The following is a 26,751-nucleotide window of genomic DNA, read 5'->3' as shown; positions in this document are numbered from 1 at the left end:
TCCGAGCGACCGCCTGCTTTGTCGACAGCCCGGCCAGCCTCCCTTATAAGGACCGGAATCGCACGCAACCAGAGGCCTTCATGATCATCGTCACGGGCGGCGCCGGCATGATCGGCTCCAACATCGTCGCCGCGCTCAATGCGGAAGGCCATGACGACATCCTGGTCGTCGACGACCTCACCGACGGCCACAAGATCGCCAACTTGGCCGACCTCGGCATCGCCGACTATCTCGACAAGGATGATTTCCTGTCGGGCATGGAGGCCGGCTTGCTTGGCCGTGTCGAGGCCGTCTTCCATCAGGGGGCCTGCTCGACCACCACCGAGTGGAACGGCAAGTTCATGATGGAGGTGAATTACGCCTATTCGAAACGGCTGCTGCATGCGTGCCAGGCGCTGCGCGTGCCCTTCCTCTACGCCTCCTCCGCTTCGGTCTATGGCGGCGGCGCCGAATTTCGCGAGGAGCCGGCGCTGGAGCGGCCGCTCAACGTCTATGCCTATTCCAAGAAACTCTTCGACGATTATGTCAGGCGCACGGTCTTCGACAGCGATCATTCCCAGGTCGCCGGCTTGCGCTACTTCAATGTCTATGGCCCGCGCGAGGCGCATAAGGGGGCCATGGCCTCGGTCGCCTTCCATCTGTTCAATCAGGTCGAGCGCGGCGAAAACCCGAAGCTGTTCGGCGCTTACGATGGCTTCGGGCCGGGCGAACAGAGCCGCGACTTCATCCATGTCGGCGATGTCGCCGACGTCAATTTGTGGCTGTGGAAGCGCGGCGCCAGCGGCATCTTCAACTGCGGCACCGGCCGCGCGCAGCCGTTCCGTGCGATCGCCGAAACGGTCATCGACACGCTGGGCAAGGGCGAGATTGAGTTCATCCCCTTCCCCGACCACCTTAAGGGCAGCTATCAGAGTTTTACCCAGGCTGATATGTCCCGCTTGCGCGCGGCCGGCTATAACGGGCAATTCCGCACTGTAGAAACCGGCGTCAGAGACTATGTCGAATGGCTGAAAGCCCAACGATCCTCGTGATCGGCCCACGCTGGGTGGGCGATATGGTGATGGCGCAGTGCCTGTTCTCGGCGCTGAAGGAACTCCATCCCGATGCCGCGATCGATGTGCTGGCGCCCGCCTGGGCGGCACCTCTGGTCAAGCGCATGCCCGAAATCCGACAGCAGATCGACTTTCCGCTGAAGCCTGGCGCACTCGAATTCAGCCATCGCCGCCGTTTCGGCCGTCTGCTGCGCGGCCGCTACGACATGGCCTATGTCCTGCCGGGCAGCTGGAAGTCGGCGCTGATCCCGTTCTTTGCCCGCATTCCGCGCCGTTTCGGCCATCTGCGTGAAATGCGCTACGGCCTCTTGACCGACATCGTGCCGTTGCCCGATGCCGTGAAACGACGCACCGCACAGGCCTATTTCGGCCTCGCCCAGGGCGGCAGTTTCCGCGCGCCCCGGCTGACCGTGGACGCGAAAAACCAGGCCGCCCTGCTCGATCGTTTCGGCCTGGCGCCGCGGAAATTCGTGGCCCTCATGCCCGGGGCCGAGTTCGGCCCGGCCAAGCGCTGGCCAAGCGAGAGCTATGCCGGCCTTGCCCGCGAATTCTTGGCCAAGGGCCTGGAGGTCGCGCTGTTTGGTTCGAAGAACGACCGCGACGTGACGGCGGAGATCGCAGCCCTTGCCCCCGGCGTCGTCGACCTCGCTGGCCAGACGCGGCTGGAGGACGCCATCGACCTGATCGCGGCGGCAAGGCTCGCGGTCTCCAACGACAGCGGGCTGATGCATGTCGCGGCCGCCGTCGGTACATCCATCGTTGCCGTCTATGGCTCGACCTCGCCTGAAAACACGCCGCCGCTGGCGGAGCGTCGCGAACTGGTCTGGCTCGGCCTGTCCTGCTCGCCCTGCCACCGGAAAATCTGTCCGCTCGGTCATCTCAACTGTCTGAAGACATTGGAAGTCGCGCAGGTCGCTGCGGCAGCGGACCGCCTGCTGGAAGTGCCGGCCGCGGCATGAAGGTACTGATCGTCAAGACTTCGTCGATGGGCGATGTCATCCACACTTTTCCGGCACTTCAGGATGCCTGCCGCGCACGGCCCGATATCGCTTTCGACTGGTGCGTGGAAGAGGCGTTTGCCGGCATCCTCGCGCTGCATCCGGCTATCGGCACCATCCACACTGTGGCGATAAGGCGCTGGCGAAAGAACCTCTTCGACGCGAACACCTGGCGCGAGGCGGCGGCCTTGCGCCGAACCTTGCGCAAATGCCGCTACGACCTCGTCATCGATGCGCAAGGCCTGCTGAAGTCGGCCCTGGTGGCACGCCAGGCGCGCGCGCCGATCGCCGGCTTCGACCGGTCGAGCGTGCGCGAGCCCTCGGCGACGCTGTTCTATGATATCACCTATGCGGTGCCGCGCGACCTGCACGCCATCGAGCGGACACGGCGGCTGTTCGGGCTGGCGCTCGGCTATCGGCCGGACCTTTTGACGCTCGACTCCGGCATCGTGGCGCCAGCGGGCATGATCGCCGGCGTCGACGGCAGGACCGCGTTCCTGCTGCACGGCACCAGCCGCGAGGACAAGAAATGGCCGGTCGAGGACTGGATCGGAACCGCCCGCCTGCTGGTCGAGCGCGGCATGATTCCGGTCACAACCTGGTCGAACGAACGGGAGAAGGTGGTAGCCGAAGCGATCGCCAAGGCCGTGCCAGCCACGGTCGTGATGCCAAAGTCGCCGCTGGACGCCATCGCCGCCATCCTCGGCCGCTCGACCCTGGTCATCGGCGCCGATACCGGGCTGACCCATCTCGCCAGCGCCTTCGGCCTGCCGACGGTCGCCGTGTTCCTGGCGACGGAGCCGGGTTTGACCGGACCGCGCGGGCCGTATGCGTCGACGTTGCTGGCGCCTGGTGGCAGACGCGTGACGCCCTCGGACGTGATGGCGGAGGCTGAACGACTTTTAGAGCTTAGGCGGACAACTACCGGGAAAGACTGAACGATTGGCAGGGTTGGCGCTGCCCCTCATCTGCCTGCCGGCAGGGGCGGCGCCAACCTCGCGCGAATAGCACCTGTCAGCGCGGAGCTGCGCCCAGCCGACGCCCTCAGATGAACTGCACCTGGACGATCTCGTAACCCCTGGCGCCGCCCGGCGCATTCACCTCGATGGCGTCGCCGACTTCCTTGCCGATGAGCGCGCGCGCGATGGGCGAGGAGATCGAGATGCGGCCGGATTTCACGTCGGCTTCCTGGTCGCCGACGATCTGGTAGGTCTTCTTCTCCTCGGTGTCCTCGTCGACCAGCACCACGGTGGCGCCGAACTTGACCTTTTCGCCGCTAAGCTTGGTCACGTCGATCACTTCGGCGCGCGCGATATAATCCTCGAGCTCGTTGATGCGGCCTTCATTGAGGCTCTGCGCCTCTTTGGCGGCATGGTATTCGGCATTTTCGGACAGGTCGCCATGCGAGCGCGCCTCGGAGATCGCCTCGATGATGCGAGGCCGCTCTTCCTGCTGGCGCCAACGCAGTTCTTCCTTCAATGACGCGAACCCCTCGCCTGTCATCGGGACCTTGTTCATAGTGCCTGACCTTTCCTGCTGCCGCCCCCGCGTTTCGGGGGAAGCCTTGTCGTTGGGGTACAAAAAGAAAACGGTCCGGCAGCCTCGGGCTAACGGAACCGTTTCACCGCAATTTCCTTGAATATAGCAATCTTTGCGGGCTTTTCACGCCCAAAAATCGGTTTTGTAAAAATCATCCCTTCTTTTGTAGCAGGGGCGGCCGTGGGACGGAGCCGAACAAAAACGGCCGCGATCGCTCGCAGCCGCTTTGAGACATCAGGAGGGCCCGATCAGCTCCTCATGAAATGGTCGATCTGCTCGGACAGCATGCCGTATTCGCGCGAACCCTTGCCGGTGCGCTTTTCGATTTCCATCAGCTGCTGCTGGGCGCCGGCCAGATCGCCGATCTGCAGATGCGCCTCGCCGAGATATTCGCGCACCAGCGTGTAATCGGGATCGATGCGCAGCGCTTCCTCGTAATAGCCAAGGCCGACGTTGACGCGGCCGGAATGGCGGTGCGAATAGCCGAGATAGTTGAGGATGCGCGGATCCTGCTTGTTGGCGGCAAGAACGAGAACCGAGATCGCCTCGTCATAGCGGCCGGCCATCGCCAGCGCATGGCCTGCATCGTAGATGCTGTCGTCGTCCAGCATGCCTTCCTTCGGCGGTACGCATTTCTGCTTCTTCTTGTCCCAGACCTCGCCTTTCTTGCACTGGGTGACAGTCTGGTCGCTACCACCACTGCTGCCGGCGGCGAACGCCGGAACGGCAAGGAACTGCAGAGCGATAAGCGCGCTCGCCGCCTGGATCAGCACTCTTTTATGCATGGAAACCTCCTGAGGGTGTGACAATGCAACACTAACGCCGAGCGGTCCGCGTTTCATCCCGGAAAAAGATCGCCTGGAGAACATGAGGTGACGGATGCCGCAAATCCGGTATCATCCGGCAAACGACTGACGGAGAGGGCCCGTGCAGCGACGGCTCGAAAAGGACTGAGATCTCACGATCGGCCCCGATACCGTGCGGCTGTTCATTCTCAAGGCCAAGGCGCTGAGCGCGGCCGTCAACGAGGACTATGCCGACGGTGCCGAACACGAGGTCGAGTTCGACGGTGACACGCATGACAACCACCACCATGACGGCCTTGCCGAGGAAAGCTCGGAAAACCTCACCGAGGAAGAGCTGCGCGAGCTGATCAACGACCTCAATATCGACGAGGCCGCCGAGCTGATCGCGCTGGCCTGGGTCGGCCGCGGCGACTACGACGCCTCGGAATGGGCTGACGCCGTAACCGCGGCACGCGAGCGCGCCAACAAGCGCACGGCAAAATACCTGCTCGGCATGCCGTTGCTCGCCGACTGGCTGGAAGAGGGACTGGAAGCGATCGGCGCGTAACGCGGAGGTAACCGATTGTGATCGGGTCTAAGCGCCTGTCCAGGCAACTTCAGCCGACCGGTGCCGTTTTGTGGATGATGGCAAAGCTGAGCTTTTCTCGAGGGTACAGGATTGCATTGGCCTTGGTCGTCACGGCTCTGCTGGTCATGCCGGCCCACGCCAGACATCGTCACAAACACCATAGGCCGCTGAGCCCGCGCGTGGAGCAGCCGCTGACACAGCGGGCCGATCAGCCGCTGAAACCGCGAGGCAAGCGGCAGTCGAGAGCGCGAGCCAGGCAGCATCTCGCGCCCAATCCGGCACCGCCGGCAACGCAGGATGCTCGGCCGTCCGCCGATGTTCCGGTGCCCGAGCCACGTCCAGTGGACACTCCGAAGGTGGACGCCCCGAAGTCGCAAGACCAGAACGCTGAAAATCCAAGGAGCGGCGCGGCGCCCAACCCGCCCAAGGACCCCGATCTACCCAGCGACGAAGAGTCCCATCAGAAAAGCCCGAAACCACCGGAACCACCAGCCGAAACCGAAAGCGAGCCGGAGCCGCCTGCCGTGGCGCCGACGCCGACGCCAAAGCCCGCCACCACGACGCCCGAACCTCAACCGCCGGCCGTCGCCCCGCAGCCAACGCCAAAGCCGGCGGAAGCAGGTGACGAGGAGAAGATGCTGCCCGATCCACGCTCGGCCGATCTTCCCGCCGACAAGATGCCGGCTGAGGAAGTCGCCTGCCGCGAGCGCCTGAAGACACTCGGGGTCGAATTCGAGGAGCACAAGGTCGAAAGCAACCCCGAAATCGGCTGCTCGATCCCCTACCCCATCGTGCTGAAGTCGCTTGGCAAATCGATCGCGATTGCTCCGGGCACCGAGCTCAACTGCCCGATGGCCGAGGCGGCGGCGCGTTTTGCCGCCGACGTCATCCAGCCGGCGGCTAAAGCCGAATTCGGCGCTGACCTGAAATCGATCGGCCAGGCGTCGGCCTTCGTCTGCCGGCCGCGCAATGGCACACGCAAACTGTCGGAACATGCTTTCGGCAACGCGCTCGACATTGCCAGCTTTACGCTGTCCGATGGCAGGACGATCGAGGTCGGGCCGGCGCCGCCGGAAAAAGACGGCAAATTCCTCGACGCCGTGCGCAAGGCCGCCTGCGGCCCGTTCAAGACCGTGCTCGGCCCAGGCGCCGACGCCGACCACGCGTTGCACTTCCATCTCGACCTTGAGCCCCGGCGGCATGGCGGCACGTTCTGCCAATAAACGCGGTTGACGCAGGATCGCCGCCGCAATTCCGCCGCAGGCATGAACGCGGACGCTGAGTTTTCCTTTACCCTTGATCGTTAAAATGCCGGATATCCAGAAGTAGGATTCCGCCAATGGCCGGCAAATTTCGCGCCGTTTTCCTCGCCGCCGCGCACCAATTGAAACCTGCGGCGCTTATGGCCGCCGGTCTTGCATTGGCCGCGGTTTCCGCCTGCAACACCGGCAGCGTGCTGTCGCTGCAGCCTGCCGTCGATGTCGGCTCGCAGACCGCGGCCGTGCCGCAATATCAGGGCATGCAGAAGCTTGTTCCGTCCAATCCCTACATGACGCAGGCCGCCTATCCGCGCATGGACGAGCCGATGTCGCCGGTGGAGCAGATTCCAGCCAGCGAAACCGATTGCCGCCAGCAGCTGAAGCGCCTCGATGTCGCCTACACCGATCTGGCACCGATCCATGAGGGCCAGTGCGGCATCGACTATCCGGTCAAGGTCACGGCTATCGGCAGCATCGAGATGAAACCCGCCGCGACCCTGACCTGCGACATGGCCGCCACCTTCGCCGCCTGGACCAAGAACGAACTCGTTCCCTCCGCCCGCTGGCGCTATTTCTCCGGCGTCAGGACCATCCACCAGGGCTCAAGCTACTCCTGCCGCAACATTGCCGGCGAAGGCGTGCTGTCGGAGCACGGCAAGGGCAACGCGCTCGATGTCATGAGCATCGAACTCAACAATGGCGACGACATCGACGTGCGCAAACCCGGCCTGTTCGCCTTCCGCACCCGCGGCTTCCTCAACAATGTGCGCGCCGACGGCTGCCAGTATTTCACCACCGTGCTCGGCCCCGGCTACAATTACGACCACCGCAACCATTTCCATTTCGACATCAAGAACCGCAGGAACGGTTACCGCGCCTGCCGGTAGGAAAAGATCATGCGTCACCGGTGGACGCGATAATTTGCCGAGCCACGAGATCCTGGATGCGCCAGAGATTCTTGTCCCGAATACCGCTTTCTTCCAGCTTGCTGACGGTCCGGAACAGATACTGCGCCGACGACCCCCAGTGTCCGGCGGCTCGCGCCAGCGTGTCCGCAACCTGCTCCAACGGCAACCGTCCGGCATAGGCCTTGCCACCCGGCGCGGCGACGAAAGCCAGAGCGCGCAGCGGACCCTCCTTGGTCTTGACCTTGATCCAGCAGGGCACGTTGGTTGGTGGGTTGGCATCGATTTCTCGGCGCATCAGCTGGCCGAGCTGCCCGAAATGATCTTCATCGGGAAGCCGGTAGACGATCCCGTTGCAGCTGCCGCCGCGGTCCAGCGCCAGCATCAGGGCAGGCAATTCGCGCGTGCCCCGCCAACGCGTCAGCTTCAGGCAGAACGAACGGTGCCATCCAGGCGCCGTCGCCGGGCGCTGCTCGACAGGAACGAATTCGGGATTCCAGATCAACGAACCATAGGCGAAGACCCATAGCATTTCGGGCCGATATTCGGCGAGCAGTCGAGCGACCAACTCATCGAACTCCGCGTTGGTGTGCTCGGCCGTTCCAGGCTCAGGCCCGGGATCCAGTTCGACGCGCTCGACCCGGGCGACAAGATCCGCGGTCAACGCCATCGTTCTCGGGCCCGTCGGCTTCCGTTTCATTCCCGCCCCCACGAAAAAATGATGGCTGACGATAAACCGTCCGCTCATCTCTGGCCATTGATTTCCAGGGAACCGTCAGGCAACAGATAGCGCTCGGATCGAGCCGCCTTTATGAGCCAACGAAGCCTCCAGCGACGCATTGCGATCTGGGTAGTGGCCGTGCTGGGCGGCTATCTGGCGCTCGCCTATGTCGCGGCGCCGGAATTCTGGACATTCCGTGATCGCGGCTTTCGCGATCGGCATTTCGAGATGGTCACCCACACGTCGCAAGGCATTCCCGGCGACCCCATCAATGTCGGCCTGATCGGCACGGAGAAGGAGCTGGTGCACGCTTTCGCCGTCGCCGGCTGGGACACCGCCGACGCCGTCACCTTGAGAACCGCCATCGACATCGGCGAAAGTGTCCTGTTTTCCCGCCCCTATCCCGACGCACCGATAAGCCGTCTGCTGTTCGAAGGCCGCGCCCAGGACTCGCTTTCGAAAAGCCGGTCGGCGACAGTGCCGACCGGCGCCATCACGTCCGTTTTTGGCGAACGGATACGGTTGGCGACGATGGCAGGCCGCTCTGGCTGGGTGCCGCCAGCTTCGATCGCGGCGTCGGTCTGAGCCATGACACGGGCGCCATCACCCATCACATCGGTCCCGACCTCGATGCCGAGCGCGACTTTATGGTCGGCGATCTCAATGCCGCCGGCCTGTTGGCCTCGACCAGCGGCCTGGCGGGCATCGGCCCCACCCGGAGCGGCCGCAATGGCGGCGGCGACCCTTATTTCACCGACGGCAAGGCGGTCGTCGGCGTGCTGAAGCAGTTGCCGTGACGGCAGGTCAGGTCGTCGCGATGACGATCTTGCCGAACGGCCCCTTCTCGAAGGCGCGCCGCCCTGGGATGCTGTCTGATCCACCCGCATCCGCTGTCATCTTTCTAAAATGGCCGCCGACTATTTTCGAAAGCCGTGCGGCAATGCTATTGAGCCCTCATGCTATACGTTGAAATCGCCACCGTGGTCGTCCTCATCTGCGTGAACGGCCTTCTGTCGATGTCCGAACTCGCCATCGTCTCATCGCGGCCGGCTCGCCTGAAGGCGATGATCGACCGCAACGTCAAGGGTGCCGGCCGCGCTTTGGCGCTTGGCTCCAATCCCGGCAAATTCCTGTCCTCCGTGCAGATCGGCATCACGCTGGTCGGCGTGCTCTCGGGTGCCTTTTCCGGCGCCACGCTCGGCCAGAGGCTGGCGCAATATCTGGCTACGGCAGGCATCCGCGAGAACATAGCCGATCCGCTCGGCGTCGGCATCGTCGTGGCCATCATCACCTATGCCTCGCTGATCATCGGCGAACTCGTGCCCAAGCAGATCGCGTTGCGCGATCCCGAGCGGGTCGCGGCACGGGCGGCGCCGGCAATGACCATCCTGGCCACCATCTCGGCCCCTCTGGTCTTCCTGCTCGATATTTCGGGCCGTGCCGTGCTCTGGCTGCTCGGCCAGCGCGGCGAAAGCGAGGAAAAGGTCACTGATGAGGAGATCAAGATGCTGGTCGCCGAGGCCGAGCATCACGGCACTATCGAATCCGACGAGCGGCGCATGATCGCCGGCGTCATGCGGCTTGGCGACCGCGCCGTGCGCGCCGTCATGTCACCGCGCACCGATGTCGACTGGATCAACCTGCAGTCCGATGACGCCACGATCCGCAAGCTTCTGATGGACACCCAGCATTCGCGCCTGCCCGCCGGCGACGGCGGGGTGGACGCCATGATCGGCGTCATCCAGACGCGCGACGTGCTGGCCGCTCTGCTCGGCGGCCGCGCGCTCGACCCGCGCAAATATGTGCGCGCGGCACCGATCGTGCACGATCAGGCCGATGCGCTTGATGTGTTGCAGAAGCTGAAGGAGAGCGACGTGCCGATGGCGCTGGTGCATGACGAATACGGCCACTTCGAAGGCATCGTCACCCCCGCCGACATCCTAGAAGCCATCACCGGCGTCTTCCGCTCGGATCTTGAGGCCGGCGAGGAAGAAAACGCCGTCCAGCGCGACGACGGCTCATGGCTTCTCGCCGGCTACATGCAGGCCGACGAGATGGCCGAGGTGCTCGGCATCGACCTGCCGGAGAACCGCGACTACGAGACCGTCGCCGGCTACGTGCTGTCGCACATGCACCATCTGCCGGCGACCGGCGAATGTGTCGACGCGCAGGGCTGGCGTTTCGAGGTCGTCGACCTCGATGGCCGCCGCATCGATAAGCTGATCGCCACCCGCCTGCCCAGCGGCCACCGCGAGATGGTGCGCTGACGGCATATGCCTGGTTTCGGTCCGGCGGCCCTCGACGGCGGCCAATATACTGCGCGGACCGCGAGCTCTACCGCTCGGTGAAGGCGCGGGCGAAGGAATCGAGCATCGGCCGTGCCAGATACTCCAGGAAAGTCCGATCACCGGTGTTGATGAACGCCTCGACTGGCGTTCCGGGATAAAGCTGATCGGGCTTTACGCCGGGCGGCAGGTCGGCCGCGATCCTCAGCTTGGCTCGGAAATAGGGCTCATGCGTTGCCTCGTCGACGAGCCGGTCCGCTGAGATTTGCGCCACCGTGGCTGAGACCTCGGGAGTGAGCCGCGCATTCAAGGCCGACAGCCGCAGCTTCGCCGGCTGGCCGACACGGACCTGATCGAGGTCTTTCGGCCGCAGCCTTGCATCGACGACGAGGCCCGATGCCGTGGGCAGGATCTCCATGATCTTTTCGCCTGGGGCGATCACGCTTCCCTTGGAATTATAGGCCGACGACACCACGATGCCTGCCTCCGGCGCCTTGATCGTCGTGCGCCGCAGCACCGCCTCCGCCGCCCTGGTCTGCTCCTCGACATCGGCCAGATTGGAGCGAACGTCGTCCAGCTTCGTCAGCGCCTCTTCGACGCGTTGCGTGGTCTGGCGCTCGATCTGCTCCTGGGCCTCGACGATCTGGGTGTTGGCCGTCGCCAGATTGGCCTCCAACGCCCCGGCCTGCCCGACGAGATCGGCCTCGCTGCGCAATAGCTGGGAGTACTCGGTGCGATTGGTGAGGCCCTTGTCCAGCAGGCCGGTCTTGATGCCGAGTTCGTTCTTCACGACGTCGGCTTGTTGCTGAATGGCCTGTTGCTGGGCCTGCAACCCCACCACCGACTGCCGATGCATGGCGACGCGTTGTGCCAGGATCGATTTTTCCGACCGGAACCGGGCCAGCCTGGCGTCGAATTCCTTTTGCTGTTCGCGAACCAGGATCTCGAAATCGTGCTGGAAAGGTGCCGGCGCCGCTTCGGTGATGGGCGCCATCCTGTCCAATCCGTCGCGTTCCGCCTCCAGCCGCGCCGCACTTGCCCTGAGCGCGATCGACTGCCTCACCAGCCGGTTGAGCTCGGCCTGCGCGGCCGTTGGGTCCAGCACGACCAGGTCCTGGCCCTGTTGCACGCGATCGCCTTCATGGACCGGTAATTCCCTGATGATCCCGCCCTCGCGATGCTGGATGCGGATGTTTCCGCCGGTCGCCGAGATCGTGCCTTGCGTGATCACCGCTCCCGACAAGGGAGCGCTGACGGCCCAATAGCCGAAGCCGCCCGCCAGCACCGCTATGGCGACGTAGCCGGTGAGGGCCACGCGTCTTATGTCGGTGCGCGGCTGGCTATCCCAGGCGAGGCTCTGTGTCGTCATCTCACGATCCGAAACTGCCACCCGCGCGGATTGTCGGGACGAATGACCCGGTCACCACCGTGCTCTGCTGGGGGGCCTTGCCGATGACCGAGCGCCGCAGCACCTCGTCGGCAGGGCCGAAGGCTTCGACCATGCCGCCGCGCAAAAGCATCACGCGGTCGCAAGCGGCGGCGATCGAAGGGCGATGGGTGATCACGATCACCGTGACGCCCGCCGCCCGCGCGGCCGAAAGCACCGCCTCGAGCGCGGCCTCGCCGCTGCCGTCGAGATGGGAGCTGGGCTCGTCGAGCACCAGGAGCCGCGGATTGCCGTAGAAGGCGCGCGCCAGGCCGATTCGCTGGCGCTCGCCCCCCGACAGCGCCCTGTCCGACGGGCCGATCATGGTCTGGTAGCCGTCGCGCTGCGCCAGGATCAGCTCGTGCACCTGGGCGCGCCTTGCCGCCTCGACGATTGCGGCGTCGTCCGCTTGCGGGTCGAAGCGGGCGACGTTTTGCGCGATCGATCCAGGAAAGAGCTCAACCTCCTGCGCAAGGTAGCCGACATGCTTTCCAAGCTGGCTCTCGTCCCAGGTCCTGAGGTCGGCGCCGTCGATCCTGATTGAGCCGCCGGTCGGTTGGGCGGCCCCCACGAGCAACCGCGCCAGTGTCGATTTGCCGGCCCCGCTCGGGCCGACGACGGCCAGCGCTTCGCCCGCGCCGATCGCAAAGTTGAGCCGCTTGAGGATGGGTTCCGTGCCGGGTTGGGCGTTCGGCGCCATGAAGAAGACGTCCTGCACGGAAATCGCGCCGGCCGGATCGGGCAGGATCAGTTTTCGCGGCTCCGTCGGACGCATTGCGAGCGCTTTTTCCAGCCGCGTCCACGCCCGCCGCGCGTCGGCGATCTGCCGCCAGGCGCCGATCAGCTGGTCGAGCGGCTGCAGCGCGCGCGACGACACCAGCGAGGAGGCGAAGATCATGCCAGCCGTCATCTGCCCCTGCAGCACCAGCCATGCGCCGGCGCCGAGGATCGCCAGTTGCAGCATCATGCGCAGCGCCCGCGAGGCGCCGCTGAAGATCGCGTTGGCGCTCGAGGAACGGTCATGGAAAGTGAGCGCCGCCGCCACGTGCCGTCCCCAGACCAGCGAGGCATTCCGCACCATGCCCATGGCGCGCAGCGTCTCGGCATTGCGGGCAAAGGCCTGTTCCGCCTGGCTGGCCAACGCCGAACGCTCCGCGGACAAGGCATCGTTCCTGCCGATCGCAAGCTGGTTGGCCACGACGAGGAATAGCAGAAGCACCGCGCCGGCGACCGTCACCCAGAACAGCACCGGATGGATGAGATAGAGCAAGGCGAGGAAGACAGGGGCGAAAGGCAGGTCGAACAGCACCGCCACGCCGCGTGACCTGATGAAGGCGCAGACCGAAGCGAGATCGCGCAGCGGCGACAGGCCGCCGGCATATCTCGCGCCGAGCGAAACGGCGAAGGTGCTGGCACCCAGCTTGCGGTCGACGGTCGCCGCGACGCGCTGCGTGTAGACGGCGCGGATCGCGTCCAGCAGCCCGAGGAAGGCGAGCGCGAGCACCGCGATAGCTGACAGATAGACAAGCGTCTCGACGCTGGAGGACGGCAGCACGCGGTCATACACCTGCAGCAGGTAGAGCGGAATCACCAACAGCAGAATGTTGATCAGCAGCGAGAAGACGCCGACATCGGCGATAGCGCGCAGGAAGACCGGACGCAGGCCGGACGGTCCAGTCATTTCCGCATTTCCCGCCGCTGCATGATCCCGGCCCTTACGCGTGGCCCCCGAATTCGGAACCGCCGTGCAGCGTGCTGCTGGCGATGCTATGCGTGGCGGTGCTGGTGGTGGTGTGCAAAGCGCTCGCCGGCGCGTTGTCCAGCGTATAGGCGCGGATATAGTCGATCTTCATCTCGGCAGGCGTCGCCAGATGATCGGGAGGCGCGCCGGCAAGACCGCCGACCGCGAGATCGGCCAGCATGTACATGGGCTTGTGCATATCGGATGGCGTCGCCGCTTCCGCGACCTGGACACCGTCATAAGTCCAGACGAGCTTGTCCGGCGTCCACAGCAGCCCATAGGTGTGGAAGCCGGCGGTATCCATGGTGTTTACCGTCGACGTCACCTTGGTGTGAGTTCCCGTTTCATTCGAATGCGCCGTCATGATCAACGAGTTCGGGTCCTGCCCGCGCGTTTCCACCACATCCAGTTCCGGCGGCCACGAGCCGTCTGCCGGCAGCAGCCAGAAGGCGGGCCAGGCGCCGGCGTTCTCGGGCAGGTCGGCGCGCATTTCGAAATAGCCGTAGGTTTGTGAGAAGGTGCTGTGCGTATTGAGGATACCTGACGTGTATTCGTAGTTGTTGATCAGGGGCTTGATGTCGGCCGGCGCCTGCGCGGCGGTGATGGTGAGCACGCCGTTATTCACGCTGAACGGGTGGACGGAACTCGTCGGCCCGTAATTGGCGTCGATGTACCATTGCAGCTCGCCATTGCTGGTCAATGTGCTGCCGTTCGGCGCTCCCCATGAGAAGTTGGTATCCCACGTGCCGCCCTGAGCGTTGTGAAGATTGAGCGCGTTGAAATCGTCGCTGAAGGACAGCTTCATGCCGGACATGTCGATCGGCAATTCGAACTGGTTGGGCTGCAGCTTGTCGATGGTCGTGTCCTTGAACTCGAGGATCTCGCCGGATCCGAGGTTCAGCAGCACGTTCGATCCCGCCTGGATCAGGTTCGAGTGAACGGCATCGAACGACGTGAAACCATAGCCATTGAGGCGGACGGTGTCGGTGGCGGCGAAATTGGCGATCAGGTCGCTGCCGTTGCCTTTCGAGATGACGAACGTGTCGTAGCCACCGCCGCCATCGATCAGAACATCGTTTCCCGCGCCGCCGTCCAGCGTCTGGTGCCCAGCCTTGGCGGTGATGATGTTGTCCAAGCCGTTTCCGAAAGCGTAGTTGTTGGGGTTTGTGACGATGAGGTTCTCGACATTGGCGGGGAGCTTGTAGCTCATCCACGTGCTGATCGTGTCGATGCCTGCCCCGGCGCCCTCGGCCACCTTGTTGCCCGCCCCATAGAGGTAATAGATGTCATCGCCCGTGCCGCCATGCATGGTGACGTTGAGATTGCCCGCTCCGTAAAACGAGTCATTTCCCGCGCTGCCATACAAGTCCGGCCCGGCACCAGGCGCCGAGAACCAGTGGTTGGACGTACCGCTATAGGGAAGAGGAACACCCACGGCGTTGACGAAGAAGCTCATCGGATACATCCTCCTCGTGAGGCATGGCCGCCTCGAACCGTTCGCTTACGGACTTCCGGATGGCCACGTCGGATCAATGCTGAAAGGAACGATTTCGTTCCGGGGAATCATTACACAATCCACCATAACATCGATCTTTCGGAAGACATATACTTATTGTCCGGGAAAAGAGCGGCGCTTAAGCAAAGATATTTAGTAAAATGGTGTATAAACTAGAAATTGCAAAGGATCTACTTAGATGAATGATCTACTTAGATGACGGCTACCCCTCCGAGCCCATCAGCCTCCCTCCTCGGCGCATGGTGGGCGGGAAGCTTAGGCCATCAGAGAGCGGCTTCGATCGGCTCGGCAAGCCTGGGATTTGAGCGTGCCGCGATCAGGCAACTGGTGACGATGAGACCCGCTCCCGCCAGCGTGGTCCAGGTCACCGCCTCGTCGAAGAAAAACCAGCCAAGTGCGATCGCCCAGATGAAGGCGGAGTATTCCGTCGGAATCAGATACTGCGCTTCGGCACGCGCATAGGCCCAGCTCATCAGGAATTGGCCGGCGAGCGACAGCGCCGTCACCCCGGCGAGCGGAAGCCAGAGCTCGCGCGGCAGGGCAATGGCCAGCCAGGGTGCAGCGAGACCAAGGAAGACCGCCACGCAAAGGTTCTGGAACAGCATGATCTCGATCGGCTTGGCCACCAGCGCCTGCTGCCGCGCAAGGATCAAATTGTAGGCATAGAACCCTGTCGACACCAGCACCGCCGCCGTGCCGAGCAAGGCATCCCTGGCATGGCTTGTCTGCCCGAACTGTCCGCCGACGATGATTGCGACGCCCGCAATGCCGGCCAGCGAAGCCCAGATCGCCTGACGCTGTATGCGTTCGCCGAGCAGCAACGCCGCCAGCAGCAGGGCGAACAGCGGCGCCACGAAACTGAGCCCGATCGCCTCCGCCAGCGGCAGCCTGGCAAGCCCCCAGAAGAAGGACAGCAGGACAAAGCCGACGACCGCGGCACGCAGCGCATGCAGCCTGAGCACGGAAGGCTTGGGCAGCGTGCGCGGTCCCGCCGACCAGCCGGCGCCGGCAACCACGGTCGCGAGCATGCTGCGCCACAGCACCGTGTTGTAGACGCCGACGGCAAGGACCAGGACCTTCATCGCCGCGTCCATCCCCGACAGCAGGAAGATGCCAAGCGCGCAGACAAGCACCGGGATCATGGGAGAAACGGCGCCTGCCAGGCTGGATGACTTCACGAGGCCCCTCATGTGACGGATCGCAGCCGGATATATCAGGGCGGACCGGCGGGGCCAGATGGCAGCCCCGCCGATATGGCGGTCCAACCATGGCGACTTGTGGAATGGCTGGGAAAGCTCGCAGCGAGCCCGCCAACCATTGCCGGCTTGTCTAGCGGCGCGTGACCGCGAAAGCGGATATCTGAGCATCGAGTTTCGGCCATGGCATGACGGACCGGCTTTTGCGCTATTCTGGCAAGTCCGCCTTCCGAAGGCCCTCGATATAGTTGTCGCGGTCTTCCACCCGTTGAAACGGGGCAGCACCTCCGCGAGGTCCGAAAGCCGCAATGTGGGATCGAGTTCGCGCAGGCGCGCATCTTCTCCGCTTCAGAAAGCTGTCCCGCCAAGGCATGACTTGCCATCGCGACACGCATCGCGCTCGCGTAGTTTGGCTGCGAGCGCAAAGATCTCGGTTTGCGCTTGGCACGTTCGATTTCAGCCTCCTCGATCTTCGGCGTGATTGCGCCGACTATGTTTGAGGCGATCTGATCCTGGAGATCAAAGATCTCCGCCAGAGTGCCGTCAAAAACAGTCGGCCCATAAATGGAGGCCGGTGGAAGAGTCGAGGAGCTGTCCTGTACGGCCAACGTTTTGGCGGCAAGAGATTTGAGTTAGGATGACGCAGCACTGGCGCGCTATAGAGCACCCTTATGAACGAATCTGCCAATAGAGCAGACAGCAACACAGCAGTCGCGAGCGACCTTGCCGACGGCGATCCCCGCCTTGCCTTCATTTATCAGGAGGCAGTGAGAGGCCTCAATCACCAGCAGAACCTCGTCGAGAACATGAACGCCCGCGCTGGCAGCCTCATCTTCGCCACTGCGTTCGCCAACTCGCTGCTTGGCGGAAGGGCGCTTTCCGACGGGCTTGGGCTTTGGGACTGGATCGCGGTGGTTCTGCTGTTCGTCATCGGCGGGCTGATCGTCTTCTTGCTTTGGCCCTACCACAAATACACGTTCCGCTTCGACCCAGAAGAGCTGCTCCATCAATATGTCGACGGCGACAGGCCAGCAAACATGTCGGCCATGCAGCGCGCGCTCGCCCTTCGCATCAAGGCGGACATGGTCAGCAACTGGCGCATTATCCAGCGGCTTCGGGTGGCATTGCAGATTGCGCTGGTCCTTCTGTTGTTCGACATCCTGGCCTGGCTTTTCGCGATCGCGGGTATTTGAGCCGTTCGATATTCGGAGCCGACCCGACCTGGACCGACGACCGCCCTTTGAGGTGGCAGTCTGCCGACGAGCAGCTTCGGGAACTAAGGCATCAGCACGACCTTGCCGGTCGAGCCGCCCTCTTCGGGCAAAGGACGAGCACGTGGCTCCCGGGACGGGCGCCTTCGCAAGAGCGCTGTGTCTGCGGCACCCTCACCTGCTTGCGAGGCGCTGAGGGGCGGCGCGGCGTTGCATGCAGATCTTTCGCGCAGCCGCAACTCCTTGCAGGAACGCGAAAAAAGGGCGACGCAAGCGCCGCCCCATATCCCTTGGGAGGACAATCCGATCCGGCGGATCAGGCCGCCTGGGCTTCTCCGGCGACGGCATCGGCGGCGCGGGCGGCCTTCAGCACCTTGGCCCACCAGGCGACGTCGTTGACCAGCGCGGTGGCGGCCTGGTTCAGGTGCTCGAGATCTTCGAGCTTCTTCTCGCCCTGGCGCACGGCCAGGAAATCGCCCCAGGCGATATGGACCGCGGACTTGACCGGCGCCATCTGCAATTCGACGGCGTGGAGACGAAGCTGTTCGACGGCGCGGGCGCCACCGACGCTGCCATAGCCGACAAAGCCGGCCGGCTTCTTGTTCCACTCGTTGGCGGCGTAGTCGATCGCATTCTTCAGCACGGCCGTCGGGCCGTGATTGTATTCGGCGGCGGTGAAGATGAAGCCGTCGAATCCGGCGACCTTCTTCTGCCAGCGCTGTGCGACTTCGTTCTGCGACGGCGCCCAGGCGGAAGACGCGACCTCATCGAAGAAGGGCAGCGGAAAGTCGCGCAGATCGACAATTTCGACATCGATGTCGGCATGTGCCTTGGCGATCTTGGCGATCCACTGCGTCGGCACGTCGGCGAAGCGGGCAGCGCGCGTCGAACCGATGACAATGGCGATTTTGGGCTTGGACATAAGGGGCTCTCCTTGCGGGAATTTTTGGTATCGTTTGGATACCGGCGCTATATGTGATACTGACAATTTGATGCGCAAGGAGGCACGTTTTTGTTACTGAGGCACCCGCATAACACCGAGGACTGCCGCGCCGTGTCGGAAATCCTGCAGCGCGTCGGCGACAAATGGACCGTGCTCGTGGTCGGCAAGCTGGGCGGCGGACCGCTGCGTTTCAACGAATTGCGCGCCGCCGTCGGCGGCATCTCCCAGAAGATGCTGACCACCACCTTGCGCGGCCTGGAGCGTGACGGCTTCATCACCCGCAAGGTGTTTCCAACCATTCCGCCGCGCGTCGATTACGAGCTGACGGAGCTCGGTCACGAGTTGCTGGTGCCGGTCGGCGCGCTCGGCGAATGGGCCCGCAAGAACACCCAGCGTGTCCAGTCGGCACGCGCCAGATTCGACGACATGCACGCCTGAAGCCCATGCGCGGCAAGGGATTCGGGACCTGCACTGAGCGGCTCTAGCTGCCCAAGCGAAGTCACGGCTCCTTGAAAGCGACTGGACCTAAAGGCGACTTGGAAACAGTCCATGGCGCTCGATGCCGGCCCGACGCGCCCGGCCCCCTCTCGACGGTAACACACATTCCAACGGCAGCCAGTCAGGCCCTTCGCGCCAAGCAAGGCGTCTGGCTGCAGATCGTGCACGTCGCTGTTCGCTGCTTCGCATCCGTCGTGTCATGCAGGCAGGCGGTGCGCCCAAGGTCCTGTTTGACTTCGGCGTAAGCGGTTATGCCGAGCAGGCAGACAAGGGCCACGAGAGCCGCCGCAAGCCAGCCGTTCAACAGGTGTTGACGCATTGTCTTCCTCCGGTGTCCGGGAGAATTGCGCGTGGAAGGCAACGGCAGCATGTCGCTGAACGCATCGCTTCACTCGGGCGATGTTACAAATGCCCCCGGCTTGGCGGTGTCGAATCAGCTCTCGGCCGGAACCGCCTTCGGCTTGCCCTCGCCGTCGAGCGCCACCATGACGAAATCGGCGTGCGTCACCTTTTCCATCAGGTCGGAAAGATAGCGCTGCGCCCAGGCCTCGACCTTGAGCGTCATCGAGGTGCGGCCGACGCGTTCGACATGGGTGTAGATGCACAGCGTGTCGCCGATCTTCATCGGCTTGGCGAAGGACATTTCCTTGACCGCCGCCGTCACCACGCGGCCCCTGGCCCGCTCGGCGGCGCGGATGCCGCAGGCAAGATCCATCTGCGCCATCACCCAGCCACCGAAAATGTCGCCTGCGGCATTGGCGTCCGAAGGCATGGCCAGGGTGCGCAGCGTCAGGTCTCCGATCGGCCGTCCGTCCGCGTACTGCACCATGGGCAGAATCCTCAAGCAGTGATGGTCATCGATCCCGTATCGCCGCTACGGGAATAGGTCAACGCGCCGCCGCTGCTGTTTCCTCGCCCCAAGGCCATAGGCTAACCCTGCATTCGCCCGGTTGTGCCTGATTTTCAGCGGCTTCGGGTTCTGGAACGGGCTTCCCCACTCCGTCGCTGCTTCGCAGCGCTACCTCTCCCCCTCCGGAGGGAGAGGAAGGAGCCAGGCCGGGCAAGGCTAGCGTCCCTTCCTCTACCCCGTCGATCGGGGGAGAGGTGGCGCCGCAAAGCGGCGACGGAGTGGGGTCGACGGCTCGGCGTGGAATTGGCATTCCCCGGTTGTGCCTGATTTTCAGCGGCTTCGGGTGTCAGGGAGGTCCTCCCAATCGCCGAGGAACGCGGTTCCTGGAGATCGCACCTCTCAGAAATAACGTGCAAGGTTGGCGCGGATGCGGTCGAGAACCGTATGCCCGGAAATGTCTGGAACGAATGCCTTGCCGGTGATCGCCTCGTAAGCCTGGGCATACACCCCAGAGGCCTGTTCGACGATCTCGTCCGGAATGCTCGGGATCGGGTCCTTGTAGGGATCGCAGCGCGCCGTCACCCATGAGCGGATGAAATCCTTGTCGAAGCTCTCCGGCCGCGTGCCATCAGCCAGCGCCTGTTGGTAGCTCGCCGCGATCCAGTACCGGCTGCTGTCGGGCGTGTGGATTTCGTCGGCGAGAATGATCGTCCCGTCCTTGTCTGTGCCGAATTCGTATTTCGTGTCGGCCAGGATCAGGCCGCGTTCGGCTGCGCGCGCCTGGCCGCGGGCGAACAGCTTCAAGGCATAATCCGAAACCGTGTCCCACTGCTCCTGCGTGAGCAGGCCCTGCTCCAGGATCTCGGCCCTGGACAGCGGCTCGTCATGGCCGCCGTCGGCCGCCTTGCTGGTCGGCGTGATGACCGGCTCGGCCAGCCTCTCATTGTCGCGCAGGCCGTCTGGCAGGCGCATTCCATACATGTCCCGTTCGCCGCGTCGGTAGCGGGTCAGGATCGAGGTGCTGGTGGTCCCCGCCAGATAGCCGCGCACGACGATCTCGACCGGCAGTATGTCGAGCCTTGTGCCGACGACGACGTTGGGGTCGGGATATTCCAGCACATGGTTCGGGCAGATGTCGGCGGTTTCCTCGAACCAGTACCGCGCCGTCCGGGTGAGGATCTCTCCCTTGAACGGGATCGAGGTCAGGATGATGTCGAAGGCGCTGAGACGGTCGGTGGCGATGATGATACGCCTGCCGTCGGCCAGGTCGTAATTCTCGCGGACCTTGCCTTTGTAATAGCCCGGCAGTTCGGGAATGAAAGCATCCGACAGGACACGCATGGGTTCTCCTGCCTTTGCGCGGAGTGGCCAGGGGCATGATTCCGAAAAGTTGCAGACTTATCGGAAAAAATCATGCCGAAATGATGCTATCCGCATAGTCCGTCGACCCCATGCATATCAAGCGCGATTGTCGGCATTCCCCGAAAGCCGGCCGGTATACCAGTCGCTTTTTTCACAACCGATGCCGGAAGGCGCGGCGACGCGGCGAACCCATGGCGTCTAGGCTGCGCCAGATTTCCGGAGCCGCCATTTTCATCATGCAGACCTATGACTTCATCATCGTCGGCTCCGGCTCGGCCGGCTCGGTTCTGGCCGACAAACTGTCCGCTTCGGGCCGCTTCTCGGTGCTGGTGCTGGAAGCCGGCGGCAGCGACCGGCGCTTCTACGTGCAGATGCCGCTCGGCTACGGCAAGACCTTCTTCGATCCCACGGTGAACTGGAACTACAAGACCGAGCCGGATCCCGGCCTTGGCGGCAATATCGACCACTGGCCGCGCGGCAAGCTGCTTGGCGGGTCGAGCTCGATCAACGCCATGGTCTGGATCAGAGGCGCGCGCGAAGACTTCGATGACTGGCGCGCCGCCGGCAATCCCGGCTGGGGCTATGACGATCTGTTGCCGGCCTTCAAGGCACTCGAGGACAATGAAGCCGGCGCCGACGCATGGCGCGGCAGCGGCGGTCCCCTGCACATCAGCGACACCACCGATGCCGTCCACCCGCTGACGAAGCGCTATCTCACCGCAGGCCAGCAGGCCGGCCTGCCGCTCAACCCCGATTTCAATGGTGCTGCCCAGGAAGGCGTCGGCATCTACCAGATCTCGACCAAGAACGGCCGCCGCATGTCGGCCGCCCGTGCCTTCCTGCGCCCGGCGATGAAGCGCGCCAATGTGCGCGTGGAGACCAACGCGCTGGCAAGCCGCATCCTGTTCGAAGGCAAGCGTGCCGTCGGCGTCGAGTATCTGCAGAACGGTCAGACCAGGACAGCCCGCGCCGGCCGCGAAATCATCCTGTCCGCGGGTTCGATCAACTCGCCGCAGCTCATGCAGCTCTCCGGGGTCGGCCCGGCGGCGCTGCTTGAAGGCTTGGGCATCCCGGTCGTGCATGCCAACGAGAATGTCGGCGCCAATCTGCAGGACCATGTCGGCATCAACTACACCTTCAAGGGCAAGCTGCCGACGCTGAACCAGATCCTGCGTCCCTGGTGGGGCAAGCTTTTGGTCGGCATGCAGTACATCCTGACCCGCTCCGGGCCGCTGTCGCTGTCGATGAACCATGGCGGCGGCTTCTTCCGCACCGATCCGGCCTTCTCCCGCCCCAACATGCAGCTCTATTTCCAGGCCTTCTCGACCCTCATCCCGAAGAACGGCGAGCGTCCGATCCTGACGCCGGATCCGTGGCCGGGCTTCTCCATCGGCCTGTCCAACTGCCGGCCATCGAGCCGGGGCGAGATCATGATCCGCTCCAGCAATCCGCTCGACTATCCCAAGATCGTCGCCAACGCCTATTCGACCAATGCGGATGTCGAGGAAATGCTGTCGGCGGTGAAATTCGTGCGCAAGATCGCCTCGATGCCCGCCATGGCCGAGATCATCGCCGAAGAGGTGCTGCCCGGTCCGTCGATCCGGTCCGACGCCGACTTGATCACCGATTTCAGGAAACGCTCCGGCACCGTCTATCACCCGGTCTCGACCTGCCGCATGGGACCCGATCCCTCGCGCTCCGTCGTCGATCCGCGCCTCACGGTGCACGGGCTCGAAGGCTTGCGCATCATCGACGCCTCGATCTTTCCCGACAACATCACCGGCAACACCAACGCCGCCTCGGTCATGACCGGGTGGAAGGGCGCCGAACTGGTTCTGGAGGACCACACATGAAGATCACCGACGTCAAGACCTGGGTTGTCGGCAACCCGCCACCCGGCATCGGCGGCAAGTATTTCATCTTCGTCAAGCTCACCACCGACGGCGGCGTGGTCGGCTATGGCGAGGCCTACAACGCCACCTTCTCCGCCCATGTCACGGCCAAGCTCGTCGAGGACATGGCCGAGCGCTATCTGATCGGCCACGATCCGCACGACATCGAGAACTTCTTCCGCCGCGCCTATTCCTCCGGCTTTACCCAGCGCCCCGACGTGACCGGCATGGGCTGTTTTTCCGCACTCGAAATGGCTTGTTGGGACATCGTCGGCAAGGAAGCCAACAAGCCGGTCTACAAGCTCCTTGGCGGCCAAGTTCACGAGACGCTGCGCTCCTACACCTATCTCTATCCGCACACCGGCAGCGTCCATTCCGAGGACGCGCCGGATGGCAGGAATGTCTACAACGACCCGGAGATGGCGGCGGCCTGCGCGCTCGAATATGTCGAGCAGGGGTTCAATGCCGTCAAGCTCGACCCGGCCGGCCCCTACACCGCCTTCGACGGCCACCAACCGCGCCTCGTGGACATCGATGTCTCGACCCGCATGATCAAGGCGATCCGCGAGGCGGTCGGCACCCGCGCCGATATCCTGTTCGGCACGCACGGCCAGTTCACGGCATCGGGCGCGCTGCGCATGGCGCGCGCCATCGAGCCTTATGATCCGCTGTGGTTCGAGGAGCCGGTGCCGCCCGACATGCCCGAAGTGATGGCGCAGGTCGCCCGCGCGACTTCGATCCCGATCGCCACCGGCGAGCGGCTGACGACCAAATCCGAATTCGCCCGTGTCATCGAGAACCGCGCCGCCACCATCCTGCAGCCGGACCTCGGCCGCTCCGGCGGCATTCTGGAAACCAAGAAGATCGCGGCCATGGCCGAGGCCTATCACATCCAGGTCGCGCCGCACTGCTATTGCGGGCCGATCGTCGGTGCCGCCAACATCCAGCTCGCGGTGACGCTGCCCAACTTCCTGATCCTGGAATCGCTGAAGCAGTGGGACGGTTTCCACGCCACGCTGTTGAAGAAGAAGATCGAATGGCAGGACGGCAACGTCATCCCGTCGAAGGAGCCGGGCCTCGGCGTCGAGTTGAACGAGGCGGTCTGCGACGCCCATCCCTACACCGGCAAGGACCTGCATCTGCAGATGATGCAGACGCCGCTGATGCCGTGAGCGAAAGCTACGCCTTCATCGGCCTTGGCCATCTCGGCGGCAATCTTGCCGCCAGCCTGATCCGCAACGGCTTTGACGTCACCGTCGTCGACCGCGACCCCGCCGCCGTCGAGCGCCTTGTCGCGCTCGGCGCGACGGCCGCCAATAGCCCGGCCGAAGCCGCGGCGCGGGCCGGCAATGCCATCACGTGCCTGCCTTCGCCAAAAGTCAGCGAGGCGGTGCTGGGCGGCCCGGGCGGATTGCTGGAAGGGCTGCCCAGGGGCGGCACCTGGATCGAGATGTCGACCAACGGCCGCGACGAGATTTTGCGGCTGGCCGCCCTCGCCTCGGCCAAGGGGATCGAGACGCTGGAATGCCCGGTCACCGGCGGTGTGCATCTGGCGGCGGCCGGCAAGATCACCGCGCTGGTCGGCGGCGACGTCCCCCTCTACGAGCGTCACCGCCCGGCCATCGAAGCGATGTGCGCCAAGTCGTTCCTGATGGGCCCGATCGGCTCGGCGGCGGTGATCAAGGTTATCACCAACATGCTGGCCTTCATCCATCTGGTCGCCGCCGGCGAGGCGCTGATGCTGGCCAAGCAAGGCGGGCTCGACCTCGCGCAATCCTACCACGCCATCGTCGCGTCTTCAGGCAACAGCTTCGTCCACGAGACCGAAAGCCAGTTGGTGCTGAACGGCTCCTACGACATCGGCTTCACCATGGACCTTGCGCTGAAGGACCTTGGCTTTGCGCTGACCATGGCCGAACAATCCGGCGTGCCGCTCGATCTGGCGTCGCGCGTCAACGCGATCTTCGAGCAAGGCAAGGCGGCTTATGGCGGCGATGCCTGGTCGACCCAGATCGTCAAATTGCTTGAAGATACCGTCGGCACCGACCTGCGCGCGCCGGGCTTTCCGGCCAGGCTGGAAATATGAACTAGCAAATAAAATCAAGATGTTGGGCGAGCATCTAGAATCATAGCGGCAACAACTTGAATCAGAGCTGCAACATCTCGACCGGTTTCTCGGGCGAGAGTTTCGATCGGACTGCATGGCTCGGCGATTGGCGGGAGACACCCCTTCCTTTCGTCATCCTCGGGCTTGACCCGAGGATCCATCCCGTAACATCAAGGCGCTGCAACGGTGCTGATTTCGGCTCCGCCGCACTCTTCGGCCAATATCACGGCATGGATCCCAGTGTCTCCGCGACGGAGCTTCGCTCCTGCTTCGCCCTGGGATGACGACGTTGAGACGCTCCACCGCCGGGCTGTGCCTTGATTCAATATCTCACCAGCAACGCACCAGGCAGGATCTCGAAGGTGGCGGGTATGCGCCCCGGTGACTCGCCGTCTATGTCGACCAGCGCGCCATTCTTCTCGACGTCGCCGAGCGGTTCGACAACCACTTTCCTGCCGCGCAGGATGGTGATCGCTGGATGGTTGCGGTGCCGCCCACCATAGAGCAGGCGGATGTCCCAGATCAGCTTCAGCTTGCCCGCCGCGCGCAGGATGACGATGTCGAACCGTCCATCGGTCAGTTCGGCATCGGGCGCGATCATCATGCCGCCGCCGAAGAATTTGCCATTGGCCACCGCCACCAGCGCCATGCGCGCCTCGACCGGCGTGCCGTCGTCGACTGTGATCCGCACGTCCTGGAAGCGGTAGCGGATGAACTCGACCACGGTGCGCCACAGGAACAGCGCCTTGGCCGACATCCTGCCCTTGCGCTTGTCGGCATTGACGGCGCGATCAGTGGCGCCCGACAGGCCAAGGCTGGCGATGTTGATGAAGTGGCGGCTGGCCAGCGCGCCATGGTCGTCGATATAGCAGATGCGGCCGGCATCGACCGCCCTGGCCTTCGCCCCGGCAATCCGTTCCAGCGTCGCGCCGATCTCCTTCGGCAGGCCGAGCCCGCGCGCGAAGTCGATGCCGGTGCCGCACGGCAGCAGGCCAAGCTCGGTCGTCCTGCCGCCCTCCTCGCGGGCCTGCAGCAAGCCGTCGGCCACCTCGCTCGCCGTGCCGTCGCCGCCGGCCGCGATCACCAGGTCGAAGCCGTTTGCCGCGAGATCGAGCGCCAGCCGCTCGGCGTCGCCTTCGGCCTGCGTCTCGCGCAGTTCGAAATCGCCGAAGTGTTTTTTCAGCGCGGCGGCGACGTCAGGCCAATGCCGTTTCAGCCGGCCGCCGCCGGCAATCGGATTGAGCACCACCCCGACCTTCAAGTTTCGCCCTCCCCGGCGCCGGACCTGGATGCCCGATCCTTTGCCGGCATTCAAACTCGTACCGGCCGGCGGAGCAAGGGCGCTTTCGGCCCAAAAAGCGCGGGGGCAGGCTGTCTAAGGCCTTCGCGCTTGAACTTCCCTGGTTTCTGGCATTGGTCCCCGATAATCCCGCTATCCACAGGGGCGCGGCCATTCCCCAAACCCCTTACCCGGCGTAAATTGAACCCATCTCAGGCGGCTACCGATCATCAAGCCGAAAGGCGAAGTGAAAGGCGGATTTCCTGAGGCCCGTACGGCCCGGAACGAGAGCAGGCTTGCTTGTTCAAGGGACGGAAGCCGAGACCTACGGGGCCGCGGAAAGCGTGCCAACGCCGACGGCGGACCGATGCTGCCATGAAGGACGGCAAAAACCTTCGATGGCACGCAGGGCAAAGGCCCGCGAGGGCCAAGACCGGCGTGGTCTGGAACGGATGCTGCTCTCGGGTGGCTTCTGGCAGGACCGTCAAAATCAAGGCCGGCATGGCGCGACGACTTTACGGAAGTTGCTGCCGCGACCGTGTCCTGATCTGACAGGGAGGCGCTGGGAGAAATCCCGGCGCCGACTGTCTTTTGGCT

At 63.9% G+C, this 26,751-nt stretch carries 23 protein-coding genes and 2 pseudogenes; 13 read left to right on the top strand and 12 right to left on the bottom strand.

Features of this window, described 5'->3' with window-relative positions:
• Window positions 1-80 precede the first annotated feature (80 nt).
• From rfaD to waaC, 3 genes are read left to right on the top strand one after another with little or no spacing between them, the layout of a single operon-like run.
• Window positions 81-1,031, top strand: coding sequence for an ADP-glyceromanno-heptose 6-epimerase (rfaD, locus tag MESAU_RS11180; RefSeq protein WP_015316155.1), 951 nt, complete (start codon window positions 81-83; stop codon window positions 1,029-1,031).
• Window positions 1,004-2,011 carry a lipopolysaccharide heptosyltransferase II gene (gene waaF / locus MESAU_RS11175; protein WP_015316154.1) on the top strand — a complete coding sequence of 336 codons (1,008 nt, stop codon included), beginning with the start codon at window positions 1,004-1,006 and terminating at the stop codon, window positions 2,009-2,011. The genes rfaD and waaF overlap by 28 nt, the downstream gene beginning before the upstream one ends.
• On the top strand, window positions 2,008-2,988 hold the full coding sequence (gene waaC, locus MESAU_RS11170) for a lipopolysaccharide heptosyltransferase I (protein WP_015316153.1): 981 nt from the start codon (window positions 2,008-2,010) through the stop codon (window positions 2,986-2,988). The genes waaF and waaC overlap by 4 nt, the downstream gene beginning before the upstream one ends.
• Window positions 2,989-3,094: 106 nt before the next feature.
• Here waaC and greA read toward each other — a convergent pair whose 3' ends face one another.
• Complete coding sequence (gene greA / locus MESAU_RS11165) at window positions 3,095-3,568, bottom strand: transcription elongation factor GreA (RefSeq protein WP_015316152.1); 474 nt, start codon at window positions 3,566-3,568, stop codon at window positions 3,095-3,097.
• 269 nt (window positions 3,569-3,837) lie between these two features.
• Window positions 3,838-4,374: a tetratricopeptide repeat protein gene (locus MESAU_RS11160; RefSeq protein WP_015316151.1), complete on the bottom strand. Its 537-nt coding sequence runs from the start codon at window positions 4,372-4,374 to the stop codon at window positions 3,838-3,840.
• Window positions 4,375-4,552: 178 nt separating this feature from the next.
• Between MESAU_RS11160 and MESAU_RS11155 the strand changes: the two genes are divergently transcribed.
• From MESAU_RS11155 to MESAU_RS11145, 3 genes are all read left to right on the top strand, one after another.
• Window positions 4,553-4,942 carry a DUF3775 domain-containing protein gene (locus MESAU_RS11155; RefSeq protein WP_051041255.1) on the top strand — a complete coding sequence of 130 codons (390 nt, stop codon included), beginning with the start codon at window positions 4,553-4,555 and terminating at the stop codon, window positions 4,940-4,942.
• A gap of 17 nt (window positions 4,943-4,959) precedes the next feature.
• Window positions 4,960-6,186 (top strand): extensin family protein, encoded by a 1,227-nt coding sequence (locus MESAU_RS32370; RefSeq protein WP_015316149.1) that lies wholly within the window; start codon window positions 4,960-4,962, stop codon window positions 6,184-6,186.
• 116 nt (window positions 6,187-6,302) lie between these two features.
• Window positions 6,303-7,109: an extensin-like domain-containing protein gene (locus MESAU_RS11145; RefSeq protein WP_015316148.1), complete on the top strand. Its 807-nt coding sequence runs from the start codon at window positions 6,303-6,305 to the stop codon at window positions 7,107-7,109.
• A gap of 7 nt (window positions 7,110-7,116) precedes the next feature.
• Here the strand turns inward: MESAU_RS11145 and MESAU_RS11140 are convergent, their stop codons facing one another.
• Window positions 7,117-7,827, bottom strand: a complete 711-nt coding sequence (locus tag MESAU_RS11140) for a gamma-glutamylcyclotransferase (RefSeq protein WP_015316147.1) — start codon at window positions 7,825-7,827, stop codon at window positions 7,117-7,119.
• A gap of 111 nt (window positions 7,828-7,938) precedes the next feature.
• Between MESAU_RS11140 and MESAU_RS11135 the strand changes: the two are divergent.
• Window positions 7,939-8,645, top strand: a pseudogene (locus MESAU_RS11135) (LssY C-terminal domain-containing protein).
• Window positions 8,646-8,804: 159 nt separating this feature from the next.
• Window positions 8,805-10,115 carry a hemolysin family protein gene (locus MESAU_RS11130; RefSeq protein WP_015316146.1) on the top strand — a complete coding sequence of 437 codons (1,311 nt, stop codon included), beginning with the start codon at window positions 8,805-8,807 and terminating at the stop codon, window positions 10,113-10,115.
• A 67-nt stretch (window positions 10,116-10,182) separates the two neighbouring features.
• Here the strand turns inward: MESAU_RS11130 and MESAU_RS11125 are convergent, their stop codons facing one another.
• From MESAU_RS11125 to MESAU_RS31805, 5 genes and pseudogenes are all read right to left on the bottom strand, one after another.
• Entirely contained in the window at window positions 10,183-11,502 is a 1,320-nt protein-coding gene (locus MESAU_RS11125; protein ID WP_015316145.1) for an HlyD family type I secretion periplasmic adaptor subunit, read from the bottom strand.
• A gap of 1 nt (window position 11,503) precedes the next feature.
• Window positions 11,504-13,240, bottom strand: a complete 1,737-nt coding sequence (locus MESAU_RS11120) for a type I secretion system permease/ATPase (protein WP_015316144.1) — start codon at window positions 13,238-13,240, stop codon at window positions 11,504-11,506.
• A gap of 34 nt (window positions 13,241-13,274) precedes the next feature.
• On the bottom strand, window positions 13,275-14,756 hold the full coding sequence (gene eglC / locus MESAU_RS11115) for an endo-1,3-1,4-beta-glycanase EglC (protein WP_015316143.1): 1,482 nt from the start codon (window positions 14,754-14,756) through the stop codon (window positions 13,275-13,277).
• Window positions 14,757-15,079: 323 nt separating this feature from the next.
• Window positions 15,080-16,006 (bottom strand): DMT family transporter, encoded by a 927-nt coding sequence (locus MESAU_RS11110; protein ID WP_041163692.1) that lies wholly within the window; start codon window positions 16,004-16,006, stop codon window positions 15,080-15,082.
• 437 nt (window positions 16,007-16,443) lie between these two features.
• Window positions 16,444-16,609: pseudogene (locus MESAU_RS31805) on the bottom strand (CadC-family transcriptional regulator); the annotation flags it as partial.
• Between the two features lie 74 nt (window positions 16,610-16,683).
• Here MESAU_RS31805 and MESAU_RS11105 point away from each other — a divergent pair.
• Window positions 16,684-17,205: a hypothetical protein gene (locus tag MESAU_RS11105; protein WP_015316141.1), complete on the top strand. Its 522-nt coding sequence runs from the start codon at window positions 16,684-16,686 to the stop codon at window positions 17,203-17,205.
• Between the two features lie 334 nt (window positions 17,206-17,539).
• On the opposite strand, the gene MESAU_RS11100 is transcribed toward MESAU_RS11105, so the two are convergent.
• On the bottom strand, window positions 17,540-18,145 hold the full coding sequence (locus MESAU_RS11100) for an NADPH-dependent FMN reductase (protein ID WP_015316140.1): 606 nt from the start codon (window positions 18,143-18,145) through the stop codon (window positions 17,540-17,542).
• A gap of 90 nt (window positions 18,146-18,235) precedes the next feature.
• On the opposite strand from MESAU_RS11100, the gene MESAU_RS11095 reads away from it, so the two are divergent.
• Window positions 18,236-18,604, top strand: coding sequence for a winged helix-turn-helix transcriptional regulator (locus tag MESAU_RS11095; protein WP_015316139.1), 369 nt, complete (start codon window positions 18,236-18,238; stop codon window positions 18,602-18,604).
• 493 nt (window positions 18,605-19,097) lie between these two features.
• Here MESAU_RS11095 and MESAU_RS11085 read toward each other — a convergent pair whose 3' ends face one another.
• Entirely contained in the window at window positions 19,098-19,493 is a 396-nt protein-coding gene (locus MESAU_RS11085) for an acyl-CoA thioesterase (RefSeq protein WP_013893544.1), read from the bottom strand.
• A 420-nt stretch (window positions 19,494-19,913) separates the two neighbouring features.
• Window positions 19,914-20,855, bottom strand: a complete 942-nt coding sequence (locus MESAU_RS11080; protein WP_015316137.1) for a phosphoribosylaminoimidazolesuccinocarboxamide synthase — start codon at window positions 20,853-20,855, stop codon at window positions 19,914-19,916.
• Between the two features lie 257 nt (window positions 20,856-21,112).
• Between MESAU_RS11080 and MESAU_RS11075 the strand changes: the two genes are divergently transcribed.
• The 3 genes from MESAU_RS11075 to MESAU_RS11065 are packed head-to-tail and all read left to right on the top strand — an operon-like array spanning window position 21,113 to window position 24,854.
• Entirely contained in the window at window positions 21,113-22,729 is a 1,617-nt protein-coding gene (locus MESAU_RS11075) for a GMC family oxidoreductase (RefSeq protein ID WP_015316136.1), read from the top strand.
• Window positions 22,726-23,940 (top strand): mandelate racemase/muconate lactonizing enzyme family protein, encoded by a 1,215-nt coding sequence (locus tag MESAU_RS11070; RefSeq protein ID WP_015316135.1) that lies wholly within the window; start codon window positions 22,726-22,728, stop codon window positions 23,938-23,940. Before MESAU_RS11075 ends, MESAU_RS11070 begins: the two co-directional genes overlap by 4 nt.
• Window positions 23,937-24,854, top strand: coding sequence for an NAD(P)-dependent oxidoreductase (locus MESAU_RS11065; RefSeq protein ID WP_015316134.1), 918 nt, complete (start codon window positions 23,937-23,939; stop codon window positions 24,852-24,854). The genes MESAU_RS11070 and MESAU_RS11065 overlap by 4 nt, the downstream gene beginning before the upstream one ends.
• 343 nt (window positions 24,855-25,197) lie before the next feature.
• Here MESAU_RS11065 and MESAU_RS11060 read toward each other — a convergent pair whose 3' ends face one another.
• A complete protein-coding gene (locus tag MESAU_RS11060) occupies window positions 25,198-26,136 on the bottom strand; it encodes a diacylglycerol/lipid kinase family protein (protein WP_015316133.1) in 939 nt (312 codons plus the stop codon).
• Window positions 26,137-26,751 lie beyond the last annotated feature (615 nt).

Source organism: Mesorhizobium australicum WSM2073 (assembly GCF_000230995.2).
Taxonomy (GTDB): domain Bacteria; phylum Pseudomonadota; class Alphaproteobacteria; order Rhizobiales; family Rhizobiaceae; genus Mesorhizobium; species Mesorhizobium australicum.
Note: the sequence above shows the minus strand (reverse complement) of the source record. Positions and strands in the feature narration are given on the sequence as shown.

Bases quoted from the DNA above. Each gene is read 5' to 3' on its own strand.
- rfaD (WP_015316155.1), top strand. From the start codon at position 81: ATGATCATCGTCACGGGCGGCGCCGGCATGATCGGCTCCAACATCGTC.
- waaF (WP_015316154.1), top strand. From the start codon at position 1,004: ATGGCTGAAAGCCCAACGATCCTCGTGATCGGCCCACGCTGGGTGGGC.
- waaC (WP_015316153.1), top strand. From the start codon at position 2,008: ATGAAGGTACTGATCGTCAAGACTTCGTCGATGGGCGATGTCATCCAC.
- greA (WP_015316152.1), bottom strand. From the start codon at position 3,568: ATGAACAAGGTCCCGATGACAGGCGAGGGGTTCGCGTCATTGAAGGAA.
- MESAU_RS11160 (WP_015316151.1), bottom strand. From the start codon at position 4,374: ATGCATAAAAGAGTGCTGATCCAGGCGGCGAGCGCGCTTATCGCTCTG.
- MESAU_RS11145 (WP_015316148.1), top strand. From the start codon at position 6,303: ATGGCCGGCAAATTTCGCGCCGTTTTCCTCGCCGCCGCGCACCAATTG.
- MESAU_RS11140 (WP_015316147.1), bottom strand. From the start codon at position 7,827: ATGAAACGGAAGCCGACGGGCCCGAGAACGATGGCGTTGACCGCGGAT.
- MESAU_RS11130 (WP_015316146.1), top strand. From the start codon at position 8,805: ATGCTATACGTTGAAATCGCCACCGTGGTCGTCCTCATCTGCGTGAAC.
- MESAU_RS11125 (WP_015316145.1), bottom strand. From the start codon at position 11,502: ATGACGACACAGAGCCTCGCCTGGGATAGCCAGCCGCGCACCGACATA.
- MESAU_RS11120 (WP_015316144.1), bottom strand. From the start codon at position 13,240: ATGACTGGACCGTCCGGCCTGCGTCCGGTCTTCCTGCGCGCTATCGCC.
- eglC (WP_015316143.1), bottom strand. From the start codon at position 14,756: ATGAGCTTCTTCGTCAACGCCGTGGGTGTTCCTCTTCCCTATAGCGGT.
- MESAU_RS11110 (WP_041163692.1), bottom strand. From the start codon at position 16,006: ATGAGGGGCCTCGTGAAGTCATCCAGCCTGGCAGGCGCCGTTTCTCCC.
- MESAU_RS11105 (WP_015316141.1), top strand. From the start codon at position 16,684: ATGAACGAATCTGCCAATAGAGCAGACAGCAACACAGCAGTCGCGAGC.
- MESAU_RS11100 (WP_015316140.1), bottom strand. From the start codon at position 18,145: ATGTCCAAGCCCAAAATCGCCATTGTCATCGGTTCGACGCGCGCTGCC.
- MESAU_RS11085 (WP_013893544.1), bottom strand. From the start codon at position 19,493: ATGGTGCAGTACGCGGACGGACGGCCGATCGGAGACCTGACGCTGCGC.
- MESAU_RS11080 (WP_015316137.1), bottom strand. From the start codon at position 20,855: ATGCGTGTCCTGTCGGATGCTTTCATTCCCGAACTGCCGGGCTATTAC.
- MESAU_RS11075 (WP_015316136.1), top strand. From the start codon at position 21,113: ATGCAGACCTATGACTTCATCATCGTCGGCTCCGGCTCGGCCGGCTCG.
- MESAU_RS11070 (WP_015316135.1), top strand. From the start codon at position 22,726: ATGAAGATCACCGACGTCAAGACCTGGGTTGTCGGCAACCCGCCACCC.